Here is a 20,470-nt window from a genome sequence, read left to right as displayed (position 1 = left end):
ATATTTCCAAAAATCGGGCTCTGACCCCGGTTTAACTTTGCTCAAGCTCGCGTTCAAGCAAGGTCTTCTTGCGCTCCACACCCCAGCGATAACCCGAAATCGACCCATCGTTGCGCACCACGCGATGACAGGGAACGGCGATCGCAATGGGATTGGCGGCACAAGCCCCGGCCACCGCACGCGCGCCCTGCGGCATGCCCAGTTGCGCGGCCAGCTCCGCATAGCCCACCGTGCGCCCGGCAGGAATCGCGCGCAGCGCCTGCCAGACCCGCTGCTGGAAAGCGGTGCCACGCAAATCCAGCGGCAACTCGAGCCCGATGCGCGGCGCCTCGACAAAGGCCACTACCTGCGCCACCGTGGCTTCGAACGACGGCTCGGCGCCGATCAGCTCCGCCCTCGGGAAGCGGTCCTGCAGGTCGCGCACCAGCGCGTCGGGATCGTCGCCCAGAAGGATCGAGCAGATGCCCTTGTCGGTAGCCGCCACCAGCAAGGCGCCGAGCGAACAGGCCGCCACCGCAAAGCGGATCGCTTCACCGCCGCCGCCGGAACGGTAGCGCACCGGCGTCATGCCCAGCACGCCGGACGACGCCGCGTAAAAGCGGCCGCTCGAATTGAAGCCGGCGTCATACGCGGCCGCGGTCACGCTCGGCGCCTGCACGAGTCCCTGCTGCAGGCGTTCCGCTCGCCGCGCAGCCGCATAGGCCTTGGGCGTGATCCCGGTATGCGCCTTGAACACGCGATGAAAATGGAAGCGGCTCATGCCGCAGGCTTCGGCCAGGCTGGCCAGGTCGGGCTCCTCGGGCGACGAATCGATCAGCCGGCAAGCCTGCGCCACGGCAGCAGCCTGGCGTTCGGCCAGCGGCGGCTGGTCCGGCTTGCAGCGCAGGCAGGGCCGGAAGCCGGCCGCTTCGGCGTCTTCGCGCGACGCATGAAAGGCGACGTTGACGCGCCGCGCGCCGCGCGAAGGACACGAAGGCTGGCAGTACACGCCGGTGGTGCGCACCGAGTAATAGAAGATGCCGTCGGCTTCGCGCGCACGCTGCTGCACCGCGGCCCAGCGCTCGTCGTCGGTATTGAAAGCGGGTTTGTCCATGATAGTCTCCATGCTCCACGAGTCGAATGCAGCCATCGTATCGGCGTGACGGCGGCAGCGTCATCCCGGGTCTTGCTTTCAAATCCACGATGCTAGAATGTTGCGTCACATAAGGCCATTCCTGACCCCGGAGAGTAGTTTGGACGAACAGTTCGCGCAAGACGCCACGCCCATTTTTCAGCGCATCAAGGATTACCTGCTGGGCGAGATCGCCTCCGGGCGCTGGAAGGAAGGCGACCTGGTCCCGTCCGAGCAGGCGCTGGTGCGCCAGTTCGGCGTCTCGCGCATGACCGTCAACCGCGCCGTGCGCGAGCTGACGGCGGAACAGGTGCTGACGCGGCGCCAGGGCGCGGGCACTTTCGTCGCGCCGCAAAAATACCAGGCCACGCTGGTCGAGATCCGCAATATCGCCGACGAGGTGCGCGCCCGCGGACACGCCCACAGCAGCCGCCCGCTGCTGCTGGAGCAGGCCCCTGCCGGCGAGGCGCTGGCCCTGCAGTTCGCGCTGGCGCCGGGCGCACCCCTGTTCCACTCGGTGATCGTGCACCACGAAAACGACCAGCCGATCCAGATCGAAGACCGCTGGGTCAACCCGGCCTGCGCCCCCGCCTACCTGGACCAGGACTACACCCGCGTCACCCCGAACGAGCACCTGATGGCGGCAGCGCCCCTGCAGGACGCCACCTATAGCATCGAAGCCCTGCCGGCGCCGCGCGAGGTGGCGGAGATGCTGGCCATCGCTCCAGGTGCCGCCTGCCTGGTGCTGCGCCGCCGCACCACCTCACAGGGCAAGGTGGCGACGGTGGCGACCATGTGGCATCCGGGACAGTTGTATAAATTCACCGGCAACGTTGCTTGAAAATCGCTTGCCGTAACAACCACGCAGCAAAATAAATCCGGCGATAAATGTGCACACGGCACTGTCGTCGGCAATAATGGAAGCAGGTCAAACCGGCACCGCAGCCCGGGCGCAATGCGAGTTGCGCTAACGTGTTAAGATTTTGTACAAAGCTTGCGAACACGTTTCAGGAAAATCGGTTATTATTTCAGCTAACCCCCGCCTGACACCTCCTTGCAGCTCTTCCACTATTGAATATTGCACACAGTGTCTCCACCATTGTGCGTTTCAGGCGTTAATTGACCTACCTCTCACTGAGGAAAACATGAGCGAAAACATCAAACACATTAGCGATGCATCCTTCGAAACCGACGTGCTGAAGTCCGAGCGCCCGGTCCTGGTCGACTTCTGGGCCGAGTGGTGCGGTCCCTGCAAGATGATCGCCCCGATCCTCGAAGAAGTCGCTAAGGAATATGACGGCAAGCTCCTGATCGCGAAGATGGACGTCGATGCGAACCAGGCCGTGCCGGCCAAGTTCGGCATCCGTGGCATCCCGACCCTGATCCTGTTCAAGAATGGCGTTGCAGCCGCGCAGAAAGTCGGCGCGATGGCAAAAGGCCAACTGACTGCTTTCATCGATAGCAACATCTGATACCATAGCCGGCGGCAGCGCGCCCGCGTTGCCGCCATTCCGGGAAGGCCATCGACTCCGATCCTTCCCCATAATTAACCCACGTAGTTCCCTCCCCTACCTTTACTTTCCCGTCACGGGACACCCGACACATGCACTTATCTGAACTGAAGGCAATGCACGTCTCCGCCCTTCTGGAGATGGCGATCAGCCTGGACATCGACAACGCAGCCCGCCTGCGCAAACAAGAACTGATGTTCGCGATCCTCAAGAAGCGCGCGAAACAAGGCGAGCAGATTTTCGGCGACGGCGCACTCGAAGTGCTGCCGGACGGCTTCGGCTTCCTGCGTTCGCCGGATGCCAGCTACATGGCCTCGACCGACGACATCTACATCTCGCCGTCGCAGATCCGCCGCTTCAACCTGCATACGGGTGACTCGATCGAAGGGGAAGTGCGTACGCCGAAGGATGGCGAGCGTTACTTCGCGCTGGTCAAGGTGGACAAGGTCAACGGCGAATCGCCGGAAGCCTCGAAGCACCGCATCCTGTTCGAGAACCTGACCCCGCTGCACCCGCAAGTGCCGCTGCGCCTCGAGCGCGACATGAACGGCGCCGAGAACATCACCGGCCGCATCGTCGACCTGATCTCGCCGATCGGCAAGGGCCAGCGCGGCCTGCTGGTGGCCTCGCCGAAGTCCGGCAAGTCGGTCATGCTGCAGCACATCGCCCACGCGATCACCGCGAACCACCCGGACGTCACCCTGATCGTCCTGCTGATCGACGAACGTCCCGAGGAAGTGACCGAGATGCAGCGTTCGGTGCGCGGCGAAGTGGTTGCCTCGACCTTCGACGAACCGGCCACCCGCCACGTGCAGGTCGCCGAGATGGTGCTGGAAAAGGCCAAGCGCCTGGTCGAAATGAAGAAGGACGTCGTGATCCTGCTGGACTCGATCACCCGCCTGGCACGCGCCTACAACACCGTGATCCCGGCCTCGGGCAAGGTGCTGACCGGCGGTGTCGACGCCAACGCGCTGCAGCGTCCGAAGCGTTTCTTCGGCGCCGCCCGTAACGTCGAAGAAGGCGGTTCGCTGACCATCGTCGCCACCGCGCTGATCGAAACCGGCTCGCGCATGGACGACGTGATCTACGAAGAATTCAAGGGTACCGGCAACATGGAGGTGCACCTGGAGCGCCGCCTGGCCGAGAAGCGCGTCTACCCGGCGATCAACCTGAACAAGTCGGGCACCCGCCGCGAAGAGCTGCTGATCAAGCCTGACCAGCTGCAGAAGATCTGGATCCTGCGCAAGCTGCTGTACTCGATGGACGAGATCGAAGCGATGGAGTTCATCCTCGACAAGATGCGCGCGACCAAGAACAACGTCGAGTTCTTCGACATGATGCGTCGCGGCGGTTAAGCGCCGTCGCTGCAATCGCACGCACAAGGCGGCCGTGAGGTCGCCTTTTTGCTTTCTGCGCCACGTTCCTGCGGCTGCAAAGTTGCCTTGCAGCCCTGCGTGGCATATAATCTCCGGTTCATTACCACCCCTGGCAAGTGATCGGCAATCGGGTCGAGAAGCAGCATGACCGACGAAGTGCCTTTTGGCTACCAACCTAACCGAGGCAAAACCATGAAAACCGATACCCATCCGGATTACCGCGAAGTCGTCTTCCACGACCTGTCCTGCGACTTCAAATTCATCACCCGTTCGACCATCAACACCCGCGAAACCATCGATTTCGAAGGCAAGCAGTACCCGCTGGTCAAGATCGAGGTGAGCGCTGAATCGCACCCGTTCTTCACCGGTAAGCACAAGATCGTCGACACCGCTGGCCGCGTTGAGAAATTCCGCCAGAAGTTCGGTTCGGTCGGCTCGAAGACCAGCGTCGCCAACGGCTAATTCCGAGCGAACGCACTGGGGGCCTTCGGGCCTTCAAGAAGGAAGCCTCGGGCTTCCTTTTTTTTTGTCGCTATACTACGCGACATTATTTTGAATCACGCAACAGGATCGATGAAACCAGTCCGCCTCCCCGCCGCCGCCACACTCGCGCTGCCACGATGGGCCTTGTACGCACTTGGCCTGTTGTACATCCTGCCGGGCCTGATCGGCCGCGACCCGTGGAAGGACGATGCCGCCAGCTTCGGCATCATGTGGACCATGGCCCACGGCGGGGTCAAGGACTGGCTGCTGCCGAACATCGCCGGCCTGCCCTCGCCCGAGGAAGGGCCGCTGGCCTTCTGGCTGGGCGCGCTGTGCATCAAGCTGTTCGGCTGGCTGCTGGGGGACGTGCTGGCGGCGCGCATATCGACCATCGCCATCTTCGTGCTGGGCACCGTGTCGCTGTGGCAGACCGCGTTCCGGCTGGGCCGGCGCGCGGAAGCCCAGCCCCTGCGCTTGGCCTTCGGCGGCCAGCCCGAACCCGACGACTACGGCCGTACCCTGGCCGACACCGCCGTCCTGATCTACCTGGGCTGCCTGGGCCTGCTGCTGCAAAGCCATGAGACCCTGGCCGTGACCCTGCAGGGCTCGCTGCTGGCCTGGTTCCTGTACCGCTCGGTGCGCTATCTCGAAGAAGCTTCCCGGCGCAACGCGGCGCTGCTCGGCCTGGTGCTGGGCGCGCTGGCGCTGACCCGCGGCGTCGCCTCCCCCATCGTGCTGCTGGGCGCGCTGTTCCTGTGCACCCGCTTCCTGAAGCTGCCTCCGCGCCCCGTGCTGCGCGACCTGGGCGTGGCGGCCGGCTCGGCTGTCCTGGTGATGCTGGTCTGGATCCTGCCCGCGCTGCTGGCCCATCCCTACAACCAGGCGCCGGTGGGCGAATGGCTGGCCTGGAACGCCAGCCAGCTGAGCATCCCGAGCTGGCATTCGATCGCGGCCTTCTTCCGTGTCGGCATCTGGTTCTGCTGGCCGGCCTGGCCCTTCGCCGCCTGGGCCGTCTGGGCTTGGCGCCGCCAGCACGGCATGCTGCACATCATCCTGCCGACCTGCTTCGTCGGCCTGCTGGTGCTGCTGGTGCTGTGCGATCCGGTGCCGGAAAACGGCGACCTGCTCAAGCTGCTGCCGCCGATGGCGCTGATGGCGGCCTTCGGCCTGCCGACCATGAAGCGCGGCACCATCAACGCGATCGACTGGTTCTCGGTGATGGTCCTGACCCTGCTGGGCGCATTGCTGTGGCTGTTCTGGATCGCCAAGCTGACCGGCTGGCCGGCGCAGCTGGCCAAGAACGCGCTCAAGCAGGTGCCCGGCTTCCACCCCGAATTCGGCATCGTCGCCTTCATCGTCGCCGCAGCCGCCACGGCCGGCTGGTTCGTGCTGGTGCACTGGCGCCTGTCGCGCCAGCCCTCGGTGCTGTGGCGCGCCGTGGTGCTGTCGTCCGGCGGCCTGATCCTGCTGTGGGTGCTGCTGATGACCCTGTTCCTGCCGGACCTGAACTATGCCCGCAGCTATGCCTCGGTGGCCCAGCAGATCGCGGCGCGCCTGCCGGCCGGCGCCGACTGCATCGAGACCAATGTCGGCCCGGCCCAGCGCGCCTCCTTCGCCTACTTCGGCCACCTGCCCTTCGCCGGTGTCGAAGGCGGCAAATGCAGCTTCCTGCTGCTGCAGGAAAGCCTCAAGAAGACCGCCGACGGCACGCACACCGACACCAGCCGCCAGAGCGTGATCCAGTCCGGCGACGGTCCGCGCGGCGGCCAGGTGGTGCTGGACGACTTCCGCCCGCGCGACTGGAACCTGCTGTGGGAAGGCCGCCGCCCCTCCGACCGCCTCGAGCGCTTCCGCCTGTACCAGCGACGCTGACCGACCGGCGCCGCAATGAAGAAGCCACCCATGCGGGTGGCTTTTTTACGTCCGGGATCCCTGCGCAGGGTCAGATCTTCTGCAACACCAGCTTGCGGCGCTTCATCATCCCGACCATGCCCAGGCCCAGGCCGGCCAGCAGCATGCTCCAGGTCTGCGGTTCCGGCACCGCCGACACGACCAGGTCGCCGCCAAAGGCGCCGCCGCCCGCCCCCAGCACCTGGCCGTCGACCTTCAGTGCGTAATAGCCGCTGACCAGGTCATAGGCCGACAGCGACCACGAATCGGTCGGATGCGAGCCGAAGCCGGTTTCGTTGATGCCGGCGATCGCCGTGCCGAGCATCGTCATCGTCGACGGGTCGTAGCGATACAGGCTGAAGCCGGTGATCAGGAGGTCCTTGGTCTGCGGTGTGTTGAGATAGGACGAGGTCACCGAGGCTGCGGCGTCGAAGGGCGAGCCGATGTTGAAGGTGAAGATGTCGCTGAAGGTCCTGACGACGGTCGAGGCCGCAAAGGTATCGCCGAAATGCGCGTTGAAGCCGCCCACGCCGTCGCCCGCTGTCACTAGCGGAACGGTGCGCTCGATCGCCTGGGCGGCGGCGCCCTGGGAGGCGACCGCCGCGCCCGCGATGAGGGCGCTTAAAACGAGAGATTTCAGTTTCATGATAGTTCCTGAGATAAGTTATCGGGACTTACACTCCGACGGAGCGGCGTATTGACACCGATCGGAAATAACAGCATAAGTTCGCGCCCACCCCTCAACTGTTAGATTGCGCACAAATCTCAGCCGTTTTTCCACGAAAAGTGGCATTTTTGAGCCATTAATTTCCAAAGCGAAAACACTTCATTCTCGGCAAGGGCTCGCTTGAGAAAGATCAATTCCTCGGGTTCCTGAATTATCAGAATGATGGATGTGCCCGCTATCCGGCGGCATCGCCAGCCAAGGAGCCCATCATGAAAAGCGTGACGTTTTCCGATATCGAGCGCGTCCCGGAACAGGCGCGCCGCCCCTCTCCTCTCGGTTCGCCGCAACGCCTGGCCATGCTGGCGCTGGCGCTGGCGCTGGGCCTGTCGGCACTGATGATCGCTTTCCGCCAGATGGATCCGGGCGCACCGCTGGCGTATATTGTGCTGCCGGTACTGGCCGGCGGCCTGCTGCCGATGATGACCATGATGCCGGGCCGCTTCCAGGTGACGACCCGCTTCGACGCCTGCCACCTGGTCGTCACGCTGGACGATGCGCTGGGCCGCCTGGGCTATGCGCCGGCAGAACGCGCGCCGGGCGCCGTGCGTTACCGCGCGCGCGGCGGCAAGGAGATCGCCGTGACCGTGCGCGCCCATGTGCTCGAGGTCAGGGGCCCGGTGCCGGCGCTGCGGGCCCTGCGCCGGCAGATGGCGGGCTGACTTTTATACTTTCATCGGAAGGATGACCATTTGTAGTCCTTCCAGGTGCAGGCGGCGCTGCACGGCGAGCGCCGCCTGGTTGTGCAGCAGCCGGGTGAACCAGTTATCCGATGCGAAGATCAGTTTACTGGTGAAGAAAATCGAATTCGGATACTCGCTGTTGATCTGCTCGCACATGCGGGTCACCTCCTCCACCGCATCGGTACCGAAGCCGATATAAGACGCCGACGCCATCCCGTGGCTCTGGCAGAAGTCGACGAAGAATTCCAGCGTCTCCGCCGCATTCTCCCGCATCTTTTCCAGCGCGCCCTCGCCGCCATAGGCATGCGCATCCACCGTGCGCGCGTTCACGAACAGGAAATTCTTGAAGTGGCCCGGGAACATGCGCAGCACCCACAGCAGCGCATGCAGGCCGCCGCCGCGCGAGGTGCCGACGATGAACACCGCTGTCTGCGCCTCCCGCTCCGGATCGACCGACTCCTTGACCGGGCCGAAGGGCTGGTCCTCGAACACCTGGTCGACCGACTGGATGGCGCGCTTGGTCTCGCGGTAGTGGTTGCGGATGAAGATGCACAGGCCGGCAATCGCCGCGATGATCAGCGCGGTGGCCCAGCCCCCCTGCGTGAAGCGTTCGACCAGCAGGATCGCCAGGATGCCGGCGCAGATCACGAAGCCGGTCAGCGACAGCAGGAAGCGCCGCACCCAGCGCTCGTCCTTGCGGTGGCGCCACCAGTACAGGCACAGGCCGAACAGGGAGATGGCGAAGGTCAGGAACACCGAGATCGAATACAGCACCACCAGCAGCGTGACCTGGCCGCCGGTCCAGAACAGGATCGCCAGCGCGGCGACGCCCATCACCAGGATGCCATTCTGGGTCACCAGGCGCGTCGACAGGTAGCGGAACTGGTGCGGCACCCAGGAATCGGACGCCATGTTCGACAGCACCGATGGACCGCCCAGGAAGCCGGTATTCGCGGCCACGAACAGCAGGCCGGCCTCGAAGGCCAGTACCACGGCCAGCACCACGTGGTTCAGCACCTCGCCGCCCAGCCCCATGCTGGCGATAATGCTGCGGAAGGTGGTGGCGTTCAGGGTTTCGCCGGCCACCGGCTGCGCATTCCACAGCAGGTAGAGCAGGATGATGCCGCCGGCGGTGATCGCCAGCGACAGCGCCATGTAGAACATCGTCATCTTCCCGGTCCGCACGCGCGGCTCGGCCAGCAGGTTGACGTTGTTCGATACCGCCTCCAGGCCCGTATAGGTGCCGCCGCCCTGCGAATACGCCAGCAGCAGCATCCCGGCCACACCGGCCCAGCCGATGTGCTGCGCCAGCTCTTTGGTTTCAGTGATGGTGCTGGGGACAAGCTGCGGCAAATTGGACGCGTGCGCGACGATGCCGTACACGATCAGCACCAGGTGGGTGGCGACGAAGCCGAGGAAGATCGGCAGCAGGATCTGGATCGCTTCCTTCAGGCCGCGCAGGTTCATCACGATCAGCAGCGCGATGAAGAAGGCCTCGGCCCATAATTTATAGGGCTGGAACCCAAGCGGCAGGAAGGACGCCAGCGCGTCGACCCCGGACGCGATCGAGATCGCGATGGTCAGCACGTAGTCGAGGATCAGGGCGCAGCCCGAGACCAGCCCCAGATAGGGTCCCACCAGTTTGGTGGCGACGCGGTAGCCCCCGCCCCCGGTCGGGAACAGCTCGATCACCTGGTTGTAGGCGAGCGCGATGATGAACACGGTGACCGCGGTGGCGAGCGCCATGTACAGGCCAAGGTGGGTATGCGCGCCCAGCGCACGGAAGGTCTCTTCGGGGCCGTAAGCCGACGAGGACAGGCCGTCCGCGCCCAGCCCGACCCAGGCCAGGAAGGCGACCAGCGCCATCGAGTGGCGGGTCTCGCTCTGCATCGGATCGAGCGCTTTGCCCAGGATGATTTCGCGTATTTTCTTGTTCTTCATCGTGCGCGCCGCCCTGCGGGCGGCTGATTCTCGAGGTAGGCGAGATCATACGCTGGAACGGGGCGCACACGCACTGGTCTTTTTGGCATCGCATGTGCTAAGATGCGCGCCTGCGCTTGCAGCCTCTGTGGCGGAATTGGTAGACGCACTTGACTCAAAATCAAGCGCCGAAAGGCGTGCCGGTTCGATTCCGGCCGGAGGCACCACTTGCAAGCATCCCCCGCGCTGACTTCAGCGCGTCTGCTCTTCCCGCTCCACCAACGCAATACACACCCCGCTCGGATCGATGATCGAGAACTCGCGCGTGCCCCAGGGCTTCGAACCGAGCACTCCATTCGGATGCACGCAGCCGACCTCGCCGCAGCGCGCGTAAAGAGCATCGATACCGTCGACCTCGATCCGCAAGCTGGTCCAGTCGGCCAGATGCTTGTCCTGGCTCGCGAACAGGTGCAGCTTGGCGCCTTCGCTGCCGACGATCGCGAACTGGGCCGGTTCGGCGTCGCGGTACAGCAGTTCGAAGCCGAAGGCGCGCTGGTAGAAGGCGATGCCTTCCTCGACGTCGCGGGCGGGGATCAGGGGAGAAACAGCCAGGAAACGGGGCGACATCGGATCCTTATGGGAAGCGCCGGACGGGATGCCGGCCGAGCGCCCACGATACCCTCGCGTTATCTGAAGGTCAACGCTTCGCCGGCACCCCATAATCGTCATACCGGTGCAGAATCCGCTGCAAGCTCCCATCGTGCTCCATGCTCTCGAGCGCCACGCTCATGCGCGCCGTCAGCTCGTCGGGCACGGCGTGGTTGCAGGCCAGGTAGACGCGGATATTGTTGAACACCAGGACCGGCACGATCTTGTCGGCGTAGCCCATGCGCGACAGGGTGGCGCTGCCGCGGCGGATGCTGGCGGCCCAGAGGTCGATGCGGTTCGCCATCAGCTTGCGCGGATTGAGCAGGTCGTTCGGCGCCGGATCGACGTCGAAGCCGCGCGCGCGCAGGTAGAGGTCGCGCGCGTCGCCGTTGTAGGTGCCGATGCGGTAGCGGCGCGCGTCGTCCAGGCTGTTCAGGCGCAGCTTGCGGTCGGCGCGCGCCATCAGGACCCAGTCGGCCTCGCCGATCGGGCCGACCCATTTGAACAGGGCTTCGCGTTCGGGCGTGCGGGTGGTGGAGAACACGCAAGTGTCATGGCGCTCGAGCGCCGCGGTGTAGGCGCGCTTCCATGGCAGCAGCTCGATCGTGTGGGCGATGTGGGCGCGGACCATGATCTCGCGCACGGTGTCGGCGCCAATGCCGACCACGCGCTTCCCTTCCAGCATGCTGTGCGGCGCCGCAGCCTCGGTGGTGAGGTACAGGCGCGGCTCGGGCTGTGCCTGTGCGGCGGCGCAGCCGAGGGCAAGCATTGCGGCAACAATCACGGTGTTCATTCGCATAGCGCACCCAGTGCCAAGGCTGCCAGACGGCAGCGACCTTGCGTCCAGCATACCAGCAACATATAACGCGCGGCAATCCGTAGCAACTCGACAATTTTCGTCAATTTGGTGGCGCTCACGCGACAGCATGTTGCATTCGGTCCAGCCAATCTGCCTGTGCGACAACATTTTCCTCTGAGAAAGTGACATACTTGCGTGCCAAGGGCTCAAAAATCCGTCATTTTCCTCAAATTTATGCTGTTTTCATTATTTAACGTGCCCGACGACCCATCCCTGCTCAGCTACGGGATGTATACGCCAGGCCTGGTGATCCTGTCGGTGCTGGTGGCGATCTTCGCCTCCTGGATGGCGCTGCTGATCGCCGGCCAGGCCGCCGTCAACCGCAGCCAGCGCTGGATCGTGCTCGGCAGCGGCAGCCTGGCGCTGGGCACGGGCGTGTGGTCCATGCACTTCATCGGCATGCTGGCCTTCGACCTCTGCACCGACGTCGACTACGACCCGGTCGCGACCATCATCTCGGGCGTGCCGAGCATTGCCGCCTCCTTCGTCGCGCTGTGGCTGATCGCGCGCGAGCGCCTGGGCGGCTGGAGCCTGCTGGCGGGCGGCGTGGTGGTCGGCGCCGGCATCGGCGTGATGCACTACGCCGGCATGGCGGGCATGCAGATGGGCCTCGAACTGCACTACGACCTTCGCATATTCCTGCTGTCGATCGTGGTCGCGGTGGTGCTGGCGACGCTGGCGCTGTGGGTGCGCTTCGGCCTCTCCAGCCTCTCGCACCGCCTGAGCGAAGGACGCCGCATCTTCCTGGCGGCCGTCGTCATGGGCTGCGCCATCGCCGGCATGCACTACACCGGCATGGAAGCCGCGCGCTTCGTCGGCCAGGCCACGCTGACCGCGCAAAAGGCGCGTTCGGATACTTTCCTGGCGCTGGCGATCACCCTGATCACGGTAGCCTTCGCCGTCTTCGTCCTCGGCGCCAACGGCCTGCTGCGCTACCGCCAGCTGTTCCAGGAGCTGTCGCGCAGCGAAGCCTGGATGCGCGCCCTGCTGACCACCACCGTGGACGGCGTCATCACCGTGGCTGCCGACGGCACTATCCTCGAATTCAACGCCTCGGCCGAGCGCATCTACGGCTGGAAGCGCGACGAGATCGTGGGCCAACACATCCGCACCATCATCGGCGACCAGGAAGGCTCGACGCGCGGCGGCCTGCTGCGCGCGCTGGAGACCGGCGAGATCACGGCCGCCGCCAGGAGCGCCGACGTCAGCGGCCGCCGCAAGGACGGCAGCATCGTGCCGGTCCGCCGCGCGGTCGGCCATGCGCGCCTGGACGGCCAGGACCTGTTCGTCTGCTTCATCACCGACATCAGCGAGCGCCGCGCGATGGAACAGGCGATGCGCGCCAGCGAGCAGCAGTTCCGTTCGCTGATCGGCAACATCCCCGGTATCTCCTACCGCAGCCTGCTCGAAGGCGACCGGCCGCTGGTGTTCATCAGCGACGCCGTCGAGCGCATCACCGGCTACCCGGGCAGCGACTTCGTGTCCCGCCAGCGCGGCGTCCCGGCGCGCCGCAGCTTCGACGGCCTGATCCACGCCGCCGACCGCGTGCAGGTGCTGGACACGATCTCCACGGCCCTGCGCGAAGACCGTCCCTACCTGATCGAGTACCGCCTGCTGAACGCCGACGGCAGCGTGCGCTGGCTGTGGGAAAACGGCACCGGCGTGCGCAACGACGACGGCCAGCTGCAGTGGCTGGACGGCGTCATCCTCGACATCACCGAACGCCGCGAGATGGAAGACGCGCTGCGCGAAGCGAAGGAAACCGCCGAGCAGGCCGCCGCCGCGCGCGCCAGCTTCGTGGCCAACATGAGCCACGAGATCCGCACGCCGATGAACTCGATCCTCGGCTTCACCGACGTGCTGCTGGACGGCGAACTGGCGCCCGAACAGCGGCGTCACCTCGATACGATTCGCAGCGCCGGCCGTGCGCTGCTGCGCCTGCTGAACGAAATCCTCGACACCGCCAAGCTGGAAAAGGGCGCGGTCGAACTCGAGCAGAACGACTACAACCTGCTGTCGTTGATCGACGAGCTGTCGTCGACCCTGGCGGCAAACGCGCGCGCCAAGGGCTTGCACGTCGACATCCACTACGACCCGGCGCTGCCGACCTGCCTGCGCGGCGACGAGCTGCGTGTGCGCCAGGTGCTGACCAACCTGCTCGACAACGCCATCAAGTTCACCGAAAAGGGCAGCGTCACCCTGCGCGCCGAGTTGCAGGGCGAGCAGTTGCACTTCGAGGTGAAGGACACCGGCATCGGCATCGCGCCGGAACGCCTGCAGGCGATCTTCGATCCCTTCACCCAGGCCGACGCCTCGATGACGCGCCGCTTCGGCGGCACCGGCCTGGGCACCACGATCAGCAAGCAGCTGGTCGAGCTGATGGGCGGCCGCATCTGGGCCGAGAGCGAACCTGGCCGGGGCACCACCTTCCACGTGGTGCTGCCGCTGATCCTGGCGCGCTTCGCGCCGCAGCAGCCGCGCGTGCGCACCCCGGCCGCCCTGCCGCCGCTGCGCGTGCTGGTGGCGGACGACGTGCCGCAGAACCAGGAACTGCTGCAGCTGCTGCTGGCGCGCCGCGGCCACACCATGACCGCGGCGGTCGACGGCGCCCAGGTGGTCGAGCTGGCCGGACGCGAAGACTTCGACGTGATCCTGATGGACTTCCACATGCCGGTGATCGACGGCCTATCCGCCTCGCGCCTGATCCGCCAGCAGGCGGAAAGCGCCGGCCGCAAGCGCGTGCCGATCATCGCAACCACCGCCAGCGTGCTGGCCGAGCACCGCCGCGCCAGCGTCGACGCCGGCATGGACGGCTTTGCCGGCAAGCCGGTCGACTGGTTCTCGCTGTCGCACGAGATCGCGCGCGTGCTGGGCCTGGGCAGCGCGCAACTTGACCCGGACCTGCCGGCCCAGGAACGCATGGCGCTGAACCGCCAGGCCGGCGTGCGCCGCTGGAGCGGCAAGGAAAACGCCTGGCTGGAGGCGCTGGTGCATTTCGAAGCCCAGCACGCTGGCGTGGCGCAGCTGCTTTCCGCCCAGGCCGCCCAGGCCGACTACCGCGCCATGCGCATGCTGGCGCATAAGGTGCGCGGCGTGGCCGCCAACCTCGGCCTGGAGCTGCTGGCCGATGCCCTCGGCAAGCTCGAAGGCCTGGTCGACGGCGACAGCGGCAAGCTGTATCCGGGCGCTGAAGAAGCGCTGCAGGATACGCTGGCCCAGCTGCGCGTGCTGGTGGACGGCGCGCTGGCGGAAATCCGCGCGGCCCAGCCGGCGCCTTCCGCCAAGGCCGTGCAGGCCGTGCGCCCGGGCGTCGACCTGGAGCGCGCCAAGCGCGCCGGCGGCGTCCTGCGCGAAGCGCTGCGTCGCGGTGGCCTGGACGATGCCGCCTCGGCCGGCCTGGCGGCCGCGCTGACCGGCCATCCGCTGGCGGCGCGTGCGGCGCAAGTCCACGCGGCGATCGCCGATTTCGATTTTGACTTGGCCCTGCAACAGCTCGACGCTGTGCTGGGCGCCATTGACGACGACATGGCACAGGAGATGACCGAATGAGTACCGTCAACCTTCCGCTGATCCTCGCGGTCGACGACGAAGCAAGCAACCTGCAGCTGCTGCGCCAGATCCTGCAGGACCACTACCGCCTGCGTTTCGCCAAGGACGGCCCGCGCGCGCTGGAACTGGTGCGCGAGGAAGCCCCCGACCTGATCCTGCTGGACGTCATGATGCCGGGCATGAGCGGCTACGAAGTCTGCGCCGCGCTCAAGGCCGATCCGCGCACCGCGGGCATCCCGGTGATCTTCGTGACCGCCCTGACCGACACCGAAGACGAGCTGGAAGGCTTCGAGGCCGGCGCGGTCGACTACATCACCAAGCCGGTCAGCCCGCCCATCGTGCGCGCGCGCGTGCGCACCCACCTGTCGCTGGTGCGCATGGAAGAACTGCGCGCGACGCGCCTGGAGATCGTCCAGCGCCTCGGCCTGGCGGCGGAATACAAGGACAACGAGACCGGCCTGCACGTGATCCGCATGAGCCATTTTTCGCGCATCCTCGGCCTGGCCGCCGGCATGACGGAAAACGAAGCGGACGACCTGCTGCACGCGGCGCCGATGCACGACGTCGGCAAGATCGGCATCCCCGACCGCATCCTGCAGAAACCCGGACCGCTCGATCCGGACGAATGGAAGATCATGCAGAGCCACGCCACCATCGGCGCCGAGATCATCGGCGACCACCCGGGCGGCATGCTGGCGCTGGCGCGCAACATCGCCCTCACCCACCACGAGAAGTGGGACGGCAGCGGCTATCCGAAAGGTTTGAAGGGCGAAGACATTCCGCTCGAAGGCCGGATCACCGCGATCGCGGACGTGTTCGACGCCCTGACCTCGGTGCGGCCATACAAGAAAGCGTGGACGGAAGAAGAAGCGCTGGAATTCCTGGTCAAGCAGAAGGGCCTGCATTTCGACCCGGCGCTGGTGGAGCTGTTCATTGCGCAGATGCCGGCGATCCGGGCGATCCGGCAGCGGTGGGCGGAGGATGCGCAAGAGTTAAAAGCAGCATAAGGTCGTTCCCGCACCTCACCAACGTCATCCCCGCGAAGGCGGGGATCCAAGTTTGCACGCGCTAACGTAACGCAAACAGAACTTGGATTCCCGCCTTCGCGGGAACGACGGTTATCCCATCCGCGTAGCCGGCGTCAACCCAACCTGCTCCCGCCGCGCCACCAGCTCCTGGTACAAACTCGCATACCCATCCGCCATCTGCTCGGCCGTGAACAGCTGCCAGTAGCGCGCCTCGGCGCGGCGGCCCATTTCCTGGGCCATGGCCGGGTCGTCCCACAGGGTGCGCATCGCCTCGCGCAGGGCTTCGTGGTCCGAAGGCGGCACCACCAGGCCGGTCTGGCGGTCGATGTTGATGTAGGTGGTGCCGGTGCCGATCTCGCTCGAGATCATCGGCTTGCCGAACATCGCGCCTTCCAGCAGCGAGATGCCGAAGGCTTCCGAGCGCAGATGCGAGGGGAAGGCCACCGCGTAGCACAGCTTGAGCAGCGCGACCTTGTCGAGCTCGTCCACCTTCCCGACGAACATCACGTTCTTCAGGCCGAGGCGCTCGGCGTGGGTCTTCAGCTCCTGCTCGATCGGGCCGGCGCCGACGATCACCACCGGGTAGTCCGTGCCCGCCACCGCATCCAGCAGGATGTGCAGGCCCTTGTAATAACGCAGCACGCCCACGAACAGGAAGAACTTCGGCCCGACCTTTTGCCGCCACTGGTCCAGGCGCGCCAGGTCCGGCTCCGGATAGCTGGTTTTATCCAGGCCGAAGGTGATCACGCGGGTCTTGTCGCGGTAGCGGTCCAGCACCGTCGACGAGCCCAGGTAGTTGGGCGAGGTGGCGACGATCGCGTCGACGCTCTGTAGGAAACGGTGCTGCAGCGGCTGGTAAAAGCGCAGCAGAGCCTTCTGGCGCACGATGTCCGAATGGTAGGTCACCACGCTGGGCTTGTTCACGCGCGCCATGAAGTGAGCCAGGTCCATGAAGGGCCAGGGGAAGTGGTAGTGCACGACGTCGGCATCGCGCGCCATGCGCGCCAGTTCCGAAATGGCCTGCACCGACACCGCGTTCGACGCCAGTTCGAAGTTCTGCGGCACCCGATGCACCATGTGCCCCTCGAATTCGAAAGGCTGCAGATCGGGCTTGCGCGACAGCGACAGGACCTGGTTGGTCACTCCCAGCCGCCCGGTCCCGACGCACATCTGGCGGATGACCTGTTCGATCCCGCCCACCGAGTCGGGATAATAGGTCTTGTAGAAGTGAAGGATACGCATGGCTTGATTAAATAAGTGAGCGGTAGACGGCAGCGGTCTGGCGCGCCGTCGCCTTCCAGGTCAGCTGGGCCGCACGCGCGCGTCCGGCGGCGATGCAGCGGGCCCGCAACGCCGGTTCGCGCACCAGCGCCAGCATGGCCGCTTGAATCGCCCCCACATCGAGCGGATCGACTTCCAGCGCAGCCCCGCCCGACACCTCGGGCAGCGAAGTCACATTCGAGGTCACCACCGGCACGCCGGAGGCGAAGGCCTCGAGCACGGGAATCCCGAAGCCTTCGTACAGCGAGGCGAACAGGAACACGCCGGCGCCGGCATACACGTGGCGCAGCTGGGCGCTGTCGGTCAGGCGGTTCAGCCACAGCACGCCGGCGCCGTCCTGGCTGGCGGCGGCGATGCGGCGCAGCAGCTCTTCCGAGCGCGCGCCGGCGTTGCCGACGATGACCAGCTGGCGTTCGTCGCGCACCGCCCGCGGCAGCCCCAGCCAGGCTTCCAGCAGGCGTTCGACGTTCTTGCGCGGCTGCAGCGTACCGACGAACAGGAAATAGCCCGGCCGCAGCCCGTACGTGTCCAGCGTCGCCGCGACCTCGCGCGGCGCCGGCGCTTCCAGCCATTCCTCGTCGACGCCGTTCGGCACCACCGAGATGCGGCGCTCGTCGACGCCGAAGCAGTCGACCAGTTCCTCGACCGCATACTGCGATACGGCGATCACGTGGTCGGCCTTCTGCGCCGCCTTGCGCTGCAGCCAGTTCTTCAGTCCGCGCAGGCGCGGGTTGCACCACTCGGGATGCTTGATCGGCAGCGCGTCGTGCAGGGTCGCCACCACCGGGCAGTCCATCCGCACCACGCGGTAATCGGTGGCGTGGAAGACGTCGACCGGCATGTGGATCCGATGCGCGCCCGGCGTCAGCAAATCGACCAGGGTCGCGCGCCCGAAGGATTGCGGCAGCGCCGCGCCCTCGCTGGGAGGCGTCTGCCCTTCTGGCCAGGACCAGGGCTGCACCTCGCAATCAGCACTCGGCAGGTGGCGCAGCAGGGCCCGGGTATAGACCCCGATGCCGTCCAGCCGTCCGCCAGTGAAGCCCGGTTCGATCATGGTCGTTCCCAGGCCGACTCGCACTCCACTCACGCCGAATACATCCAGCGCAGCGTGTCCAGCAGCGGGGTCGCCTCGATCTTGCCGATGACCCCAGCCAGTTTGGCGTTGCTGCCGGTGAGCGTGAGCACTTCATTGGCGCGCACGAACGCCGGATTGACGTGCACTTCGATACGGTAGCCGGCGATCTCGCTCATCATGTCGATCAGGCTTTCCAGCGAATGCGGCTGGCCCGAGCAGACATTGAAGGCCTGGCCGGCGGGCGCCGCAGCCAGCAGGTGGCGGTAGCATTTCGCCACCATGCGCACGTCGGAAAAATCGCGCGCGATCGCCAGGTTGCCCAGCTCGATGCGGCGCGCCTCCTTGCGGAAGTGCGACACGATCTTCGGCAGCAGGAAGTTCTCGGTCTGGCCGACGCCGGTGTAGTTGAACGGACGCGCGATGGTGATCGGCAGCTTGTCCATCCACAGGCGCGCCATGTATTCCATGGCCAGCTTGCTGACCGCATAGTCGTTGGCCGGATTCGGCGCCACGCTTTCGTCGATGACGGCGACGTCGGCATTGCCGTAGATATTGGCGGAAGAAGCCAGCAGCACGCTGGACGGCTTGTGCGAGCCGGCCGCCAGCGCTTCCAGCAGGTTGCGGGTGCCGACCACGTTGACCCGGTACATCTGGTCGGCATCGTTATGGGCCACGAAAGCGATGGCGGCCAGGTGCACGACCACGTCCGGCCGCACCTGTTCGATGGCCGCGGCCACCGAGGCGCGGTCGAGCAGGTCGACGGCGAAGATGTCGGGTCCGGTGGGCTCGCCCGGCAGGACGGTGCCGTGGACGTGATAGCCGGCCTCGCTCAGCTCGCGCGCCATGTAGTAGCCGGTGAAGCCGCGCAGCCCGGTGATCAGGGCGCGCTTTCCCTCGCCTTCGCGCGGCTCGGTCAGGCGAACGATCTCTTCCGTGACCATGCGGTTCATGTCAGAACGAGAATCCCAGTTCGTTGCGACGCAGGTCGGCGTCGACCATCATCTGGCACAACTGTTCGAGCGTGGTGGTGGCCTGCCAGCCCAGTTCGCGCTGGGCCTTGGTCGGGTCGCCGATCAGCAGGTCGACCTCGGCCGGACGGTAGAACTTCGGCGACACGCGCACCAGTTCCTTGCCGGTGCGGCCGCAGTGGCCGGTCTCGGCCTCGCCCTGGCCCTTCCATTCGATATCGACGTTGGCGCCCTTGAAGGCCATGGTCACGAAGTCGCGCACGGTCTCGGTGCGGTTGGTCGCCAGGACGAAGGTGTCCGGCTGATCGGCCTGCAGCATGCGCCACATGCCTTCGACGTATTCACGCGCATAGCCCCAGTCGCGCTTGGCGTCCAGGTTGCCCAGCTCGAGCACCTCGAGCTTGTTCAGCACGATCTTGGCCACCGAGTCGGTGATCTTGCGGGTCACGAATTCACGGCCGCGCAGCGGCGACTCGTGGTTGAACAGGATGCCGGAGCTGCCGAAGATGCCGTAGGACTCGCGGTAGTTGACGGTCATCCAGTGCGCGTACAACTTGGCCACGCCGTAAGGGCTGCGCGGATAGAACGGAGTGCTCTCGACTTGCGGCACTTCCTGCACCTTGCCGAACATTTCGGAAGTCGAGGCCTGGTAGAAGCGCGCCTTCGGATGCACGATGCGGATGGCTTCCAGCAGGTTGACGGCGCCCAGGCCGGTGATCGAGGCGGTGGTGACCGGCTGCTCGAAGGAGACGCCGACGAAGCTCTGCGCCGCCAGGTTGTAGACTTCGTCCGGACGCGTGGATTCCATCAGGCGGATGCTGGAGGACAGGTCGGTCAGGTCGTATTCCACCAGCGACAGGTTCGGGTGGTTTTCGATGCCCAGTTCCGCGATGCGCCAGAAGTTGACCGAACTCGACCGGCGGAAGGTGCCGGTCACGTGATACCCTTTTTCCAGGAGCAGCTGCGCAAGATAAGCGCCATCCTGGCCCGTAATGCCGGTAATCAGGGCTCGTTTTATTGTTTGCATGTTCTAGGTATTTCCAGGTGCTGGTCGAGGATGCCGCTGCGGCAGGCAGCAGGCGTTAGGGAGAGTCCGGACCAGATAATTCCGACAAACCCCGCATTGTAACAGAGCCAATGCCAGAAGCTTTGCACAGGAGAAACCGTGCAAAAGATACAACAGATGCTTGACTATTATCACCTGAAACAGATGAATAACGTCGCGTGATTACGCATTGTTACGTCTGCCTCAAGGATTATTACAAGTTCTTCAAATGTAGGGAACTTCTACATTTTTCCGACACCCATAGAGCGAAAACGCATGAAAAAAGAGACCGCAAGCGGCCTCTTTTAATGGGTCAATT

The 20,470-nt window shown here is 65.3% G+C and carries 17 protein-coding genes and 1 tRNA gene; 9 read left to right on the top strand and 9 right to left on the bottom strand.

Translation table 11 applies throughout. The features are described 5' to 3' along the window. Nucleotides 1-31: 31 nt before the first annotated feature. The gene (ada, locus tag LQV39_RS14045; RefSeq protein ID WP_230026739.1) at nucleotides 32-1,093 is read right to left on the bottom strand and encodes a bifunctional DNA-binding transcriptional regulator/O6-methylguanine-DNA methyltransferase Ada; all 1,062 of its coding nucleotides are present in this window, start codon (nucleotides 1,091-1,093) and stop codon (nucleotides 32-34) included. 139 nt (nucleotides 1,094-1,232) lie between these two features. Between ada and hutC the strand changes: the two genes are divergently transcribed. From hutC to LQV39_RS14020, 5 genes are all read left to right on the top strand, one after another. Further along, entirely contained in the window at nucleotides 1,233-1,952 is a 720-nt protein-coding gene (hutC, locus tag LQV39_RS14040) for a histidine utilization repressor (protein ID WP_230026738.1), read from the top strand. A gap of 304 nt (nucleotides 1,953-2,256) precedes the next feature. After that, on the top strand, nucleotides 2,257-2,583 hold the full coding sequence (gene trxA, locus LQV39_RS14035; protein WP_036236119.1) for a thioredoxin TrxA: 327 nt from the start codon (nucleotides 2,257-2,259) through the stop codon (nucleotides 2,581-2,583). 131 nt (nucleotides 2,584-2,714) lie between these two features. Next, nucleotides 2,715-3,977 carry a transcription termination factor Rho gene (gene rho, locus LQV39_RS14030; RefSeq protein ID WP_047821459.1) on the top strand — a complete coding sequence of 421 codons (1,263 nt, stop codon included), beginning with the start codon at nucleotides 2,715-2,717 and terminating at the stop codon, nucleotides 3,975-3,977. 213 nt (nucleotides 3,978-4,190) lie between these two features. Then, on the top strand, nucleotides 4,191-4,460 hold the full coding sequence (locus LQV39_RS14025) for a type B 50S ribosomal protein L31 (protein WP_036170319.1): 270 nt from the start codon (nucleotides 4,191-4,193) through the stop codon (nucleotides 4,458-4,460). A 111-nt stretch (nucleotides 4,461-4,571) separates the two neighbouring features. Continuing rightward, nucleotides 4,572-6,353, top strand: coding sequence for a glycosyltransferase family 39 protein (locus LQV39_RS14020; RefSeq protein ID WP_230026737.1), 1,782 nt, complete (start codon nucleotides 4,572-4,574; stop codon nucleotides 6,351-6,353). Nucleotides 6,354-6,423: 70 nt separating this feature from the next. Here LQV39_RS14020 and LQV39_RS14015 read toward each other — a convergent pair whose 3' ends face one another. Then, a complete protein-coding gene (locus LQV39_RS14015; RefSeq protein ID WP_230026736.1) occupies nucleotides 6,424-7,017 on the bottom strand; it encodes an FxDxF family PEP-CTERM protein in 594 nt (197 codons plus the stop codon). Nucleotides 7,018-7,307: 290 nt separating this feature from the next. On the opposite strand from LQV39_RS14015, the gene LQV39_RS14010 reads away from it, so the two are divergent. Continuing rightward, entirely contained in the window at nucleotides 7,308-7,757 is a 450-nt protein-coding gene (locus LQV39_RS14010) for a hypothetical protein (RefSeq protein ID WP_230026735.1), read from the top strand. 3 nt (nucleotides 7,758-7,760) lie between these two features. Here the strand turns inward: LQV39_RS14010 and LQV39_RS14005 are convergent, their stop codons facing one another. Then, nucleotides 7,761-9,719, bottom strand: coding sequence for an APC family permease (locus tag LQV39_RS14005; protein ID WP_230026734.1), 1,959 nt, complete (start codon nucleotides 9,717-9,719; stop codon nucleotides 7,761-7,763). A gap of 121 nt (nucleotides 9,720-9,840) precedes the next feature. On the opposite strand from LQV39_RS14005, the gene LQV39_RS14000 reads away from it, so the two are divergent. Next, nucleotides 9,841-9,925 (top strand) — tRNA-Leu (locus LQV39_RS14000). 25 nt (nucleotides 9,926-9,950) lie between these two features. Here the strand turns inward: LQV39_RS14000 and LQV39_RS13995 are convergent. Both LQV39_RS13995 and LQV39_RS13990 read right to left on the bottom strand, forming a co-directional pair. Further along, nucleotides 9,951-10,325, bottom strand: coding sequence for a VOC family protein (locus LQV39_RS13995; RefSeq protein ID WP_230026733.1), 375 nt, complete (start codon nucleotides 10,323-10,325; stop codon nucleotides 9,951-9,953). A gap of 70 nt (nucleotides 10,326-10,395) precedes the next feature. Then, nucleotides 10,396-11,139, bottom strand: coding sequence for an ABC transporter substrate-binding protein (locus tag LQV39_RS13990; RefSeq protein ID WP_230026732.1), 744 nt, complete (start codon nucleotides 11,137-11,139; stop codon nucleotides 10,396-10,398). 261 nt (nucleotides 11,140-11,400) lie between these two features. On the opposite strand from LQV39_RS13990, the gene LQV39_RS13985 reads away from it, so the two are divergent. Further along, nucleotides 11,401-14,754, top strand: a complete 3,354-nt coding sequence (locus LQV39_RS13985) for an MHYT domain-containing protein (protein ID WP_307727851.1) — start codon at nucleotides 11,401-11,403, stop codon at nucleotides 14,752-14,754. Beyond that, nucleotides 14,751-15,761 (top strand): two-component system response regulator, encoded by a 1,011-nt coding sequence (locus LQV39_RS13980; protein ID WP_230026730.1) that lies wholly within the window; start codon nucleotides 14,751-14,753, stop codon nucleotides 15,759-15,761. The genes LQV39_RS13985 and LQV39_RS13980 overlap by 4 nt, the downstream gene beginning before the upstream one ends. A gap of 111 nt (nucleotides 15,762-15,872) precedes the next feature. Here the strand turns inward: LQV39_RS13980 and LQV39_RS13975 are convergent, their stop codons facing one another. Genes LQV39_RS13975 through gmd form a run of 4 tightly spaced genes read right to left on the bottom strand, consistent with a single transcriptional unit; the run spans nucleotide 15,873 to nucleotide 20,133 of the window. Further along, on the bottom strand, nucleotides 15,873-17,024 hold the full coding sequence (locus LQV39_RS13975; RefSeq protein ID WP_230026729.1) for a glycosyltransferase family 4 protein: 1,152 nt from the start codon (nucleotides 17,022-17,024) through the stop codon (nucleotides 15,873-15,875). A gap of 7 nt (nucleotides 17,025-17,031) precedes the next feature. After that, nucleotides 17,032-18,150, bottom strand: a complete 1,119-nt coding sequence (locus tag LQV39_RS13970; protein WP_307727850.1) for a glycosyltransferase family 1 protein — start codon at nucleotides 18,148-18,150, stop codon at nucleotides 17,032-17,034. Further along, nucleotides 18,147-19,088, bottom strand: a complete 942-nt coding sequence (locus LQV39_RS13965; RefSeq protein ID WP_374199428.1) for a GDP-mannose 4,6-dehydratase — start codon at nucleotides 19,086-19,088, stop codon at nucleotides 18,147-18,149. The genes LQV39_RS13970 and LQV39_RS13965 overlap by 4 nt, the downstream gene beginning before the upstream one ends. Before the next feature lies 1 nt (nucleotide 19,089). Next, on the bottom strand, nucleotides 19,090-20,133 hold the full coding sequence (gene gmd / locus LQV39_RS13960) for a GDP-mannose 4,6-dehydratase (protein WP_230026728.1): 1,044 nt from the start codon (nucleotides 20,131-20,133) through the stop codon (nucleotides 19,090-19,092). Between the last annotated feature and the right edge of the window lie 337 nt (nucleotides 20,134-20,470).

This window comes from Massilia sp. Bi118 (genome assembly GCF_918697865.1).
Classification (GTDB): domain Bacteria; phylum Pseudomonadota; class Gammaproteobacteria; order Burkholderiales; family Burkholderiaceae_D; genus Telluria.
Note: the sequence above shows the minus strand (reverse complement) of the source record. Positions and strands in the feature narration are given on the sequence as shown.

Excerpts from the sequence above, each read along its gene's own strand:
- ada (WP_230026739.1), bottom strand. The coding sequence starts at position 1,093 with ATGGACAAACCCGCTTTCAATACCGACGACGAGCGCTGGGCCGCGGTG.
- trxA (WP_036236119.1), top strand. The coding sequence starts at position 2,257 with ATGAGCGAAAACATCAAACACATTAGCGATGCATCCTTCGAAACCGAC.
- rho (WP_047821459.1), top strand. The coding sequence starts at position 2,715 with ATGCACTTATCTGAACTGAAGGCAATGCACGTCTCCGCCCTTCTGGAG.
- LQV39_RS14025 (WP_036170319.1), top strand. The coding sequence starts at position 4,191 with ATGAAAACCGATACCCATCCGGATTACCGCGAAGTCGTCTTCCACGAC.
- LQV39_RS14020 (WP_230026737.1), top strand. The coding sequence starts at position 4,572 with ATGAAACCAGTCCGCCTCCCCGCCGCCGCCACACTCGCGCTGCCACGA.
- LQV39_RS14015 (WP_230026736.1), bottom strand. The coding sequence starts at position 7,017 with ATGAAACTGAAATCTCTCGTTTTAAGCGCCCTCATCGCGGGCGCGGCG.
- LQV39_RS14010 (WP_230026735.1), top strand. The coding sequence starts at position 7,308 with ATGAAAAGCGTGACGTTTTCCGATATCGAGCGCGTCCCGGAACAGGCG.
- LQV39_RS14005 (WP_230026734.1), bottom strand. The coding sequence starts at position 9,719 with ATGAAGAACAAGAAAATACGCGAAATCATCCTGGGCAAAGCGCTCGAT.
- LQV39_RS13995 (WP_230026733.1), bottom strand. The coding sequence starts at position 10,325 with ATGTCGCCCCGTTTCCTGGCTGTTTCTCCCCTGATCCCCGCCCGCGAC.
- LQV39_RS13990 (WP_230026732.1), bottom strand. The coding sequence starts at position 11,139 with ATGAACACCGTGATTGTTGCCGCAATGCTTGCCCTCGGCTGCGCCGCC.
- LQV39_RS13980 (WP_230026730.1), top strand. The coding sequence starts at position 14,751 with ATGAGTACCGTCAACCTTCCGCTGATCCTCGCGGTCGACGACGAAGCA.
- LQV39_RS13975 (WP_230026729.1), bottom strand. The coding sequence starts at position 17,024 with ATGCGTATCCTTCACTTCTACAAGACCTATTATCCCGACTCGGTGGGC.
- LQV39_RS13965 (WP_374199428.1), bottom strand. The coding sequence starts at position 19,088 with ATGAACCGCATGGTCACGGAAGAGATCGTTCGCCTGACCGAGCCGCGC.
- gmd (WP_230026728.1), bottom strand. The coding sequence starts at position 20,133 with ATGCAAACAATAAAACGAGCCCTGATTACCGGCATTACGGGCCAGGAT.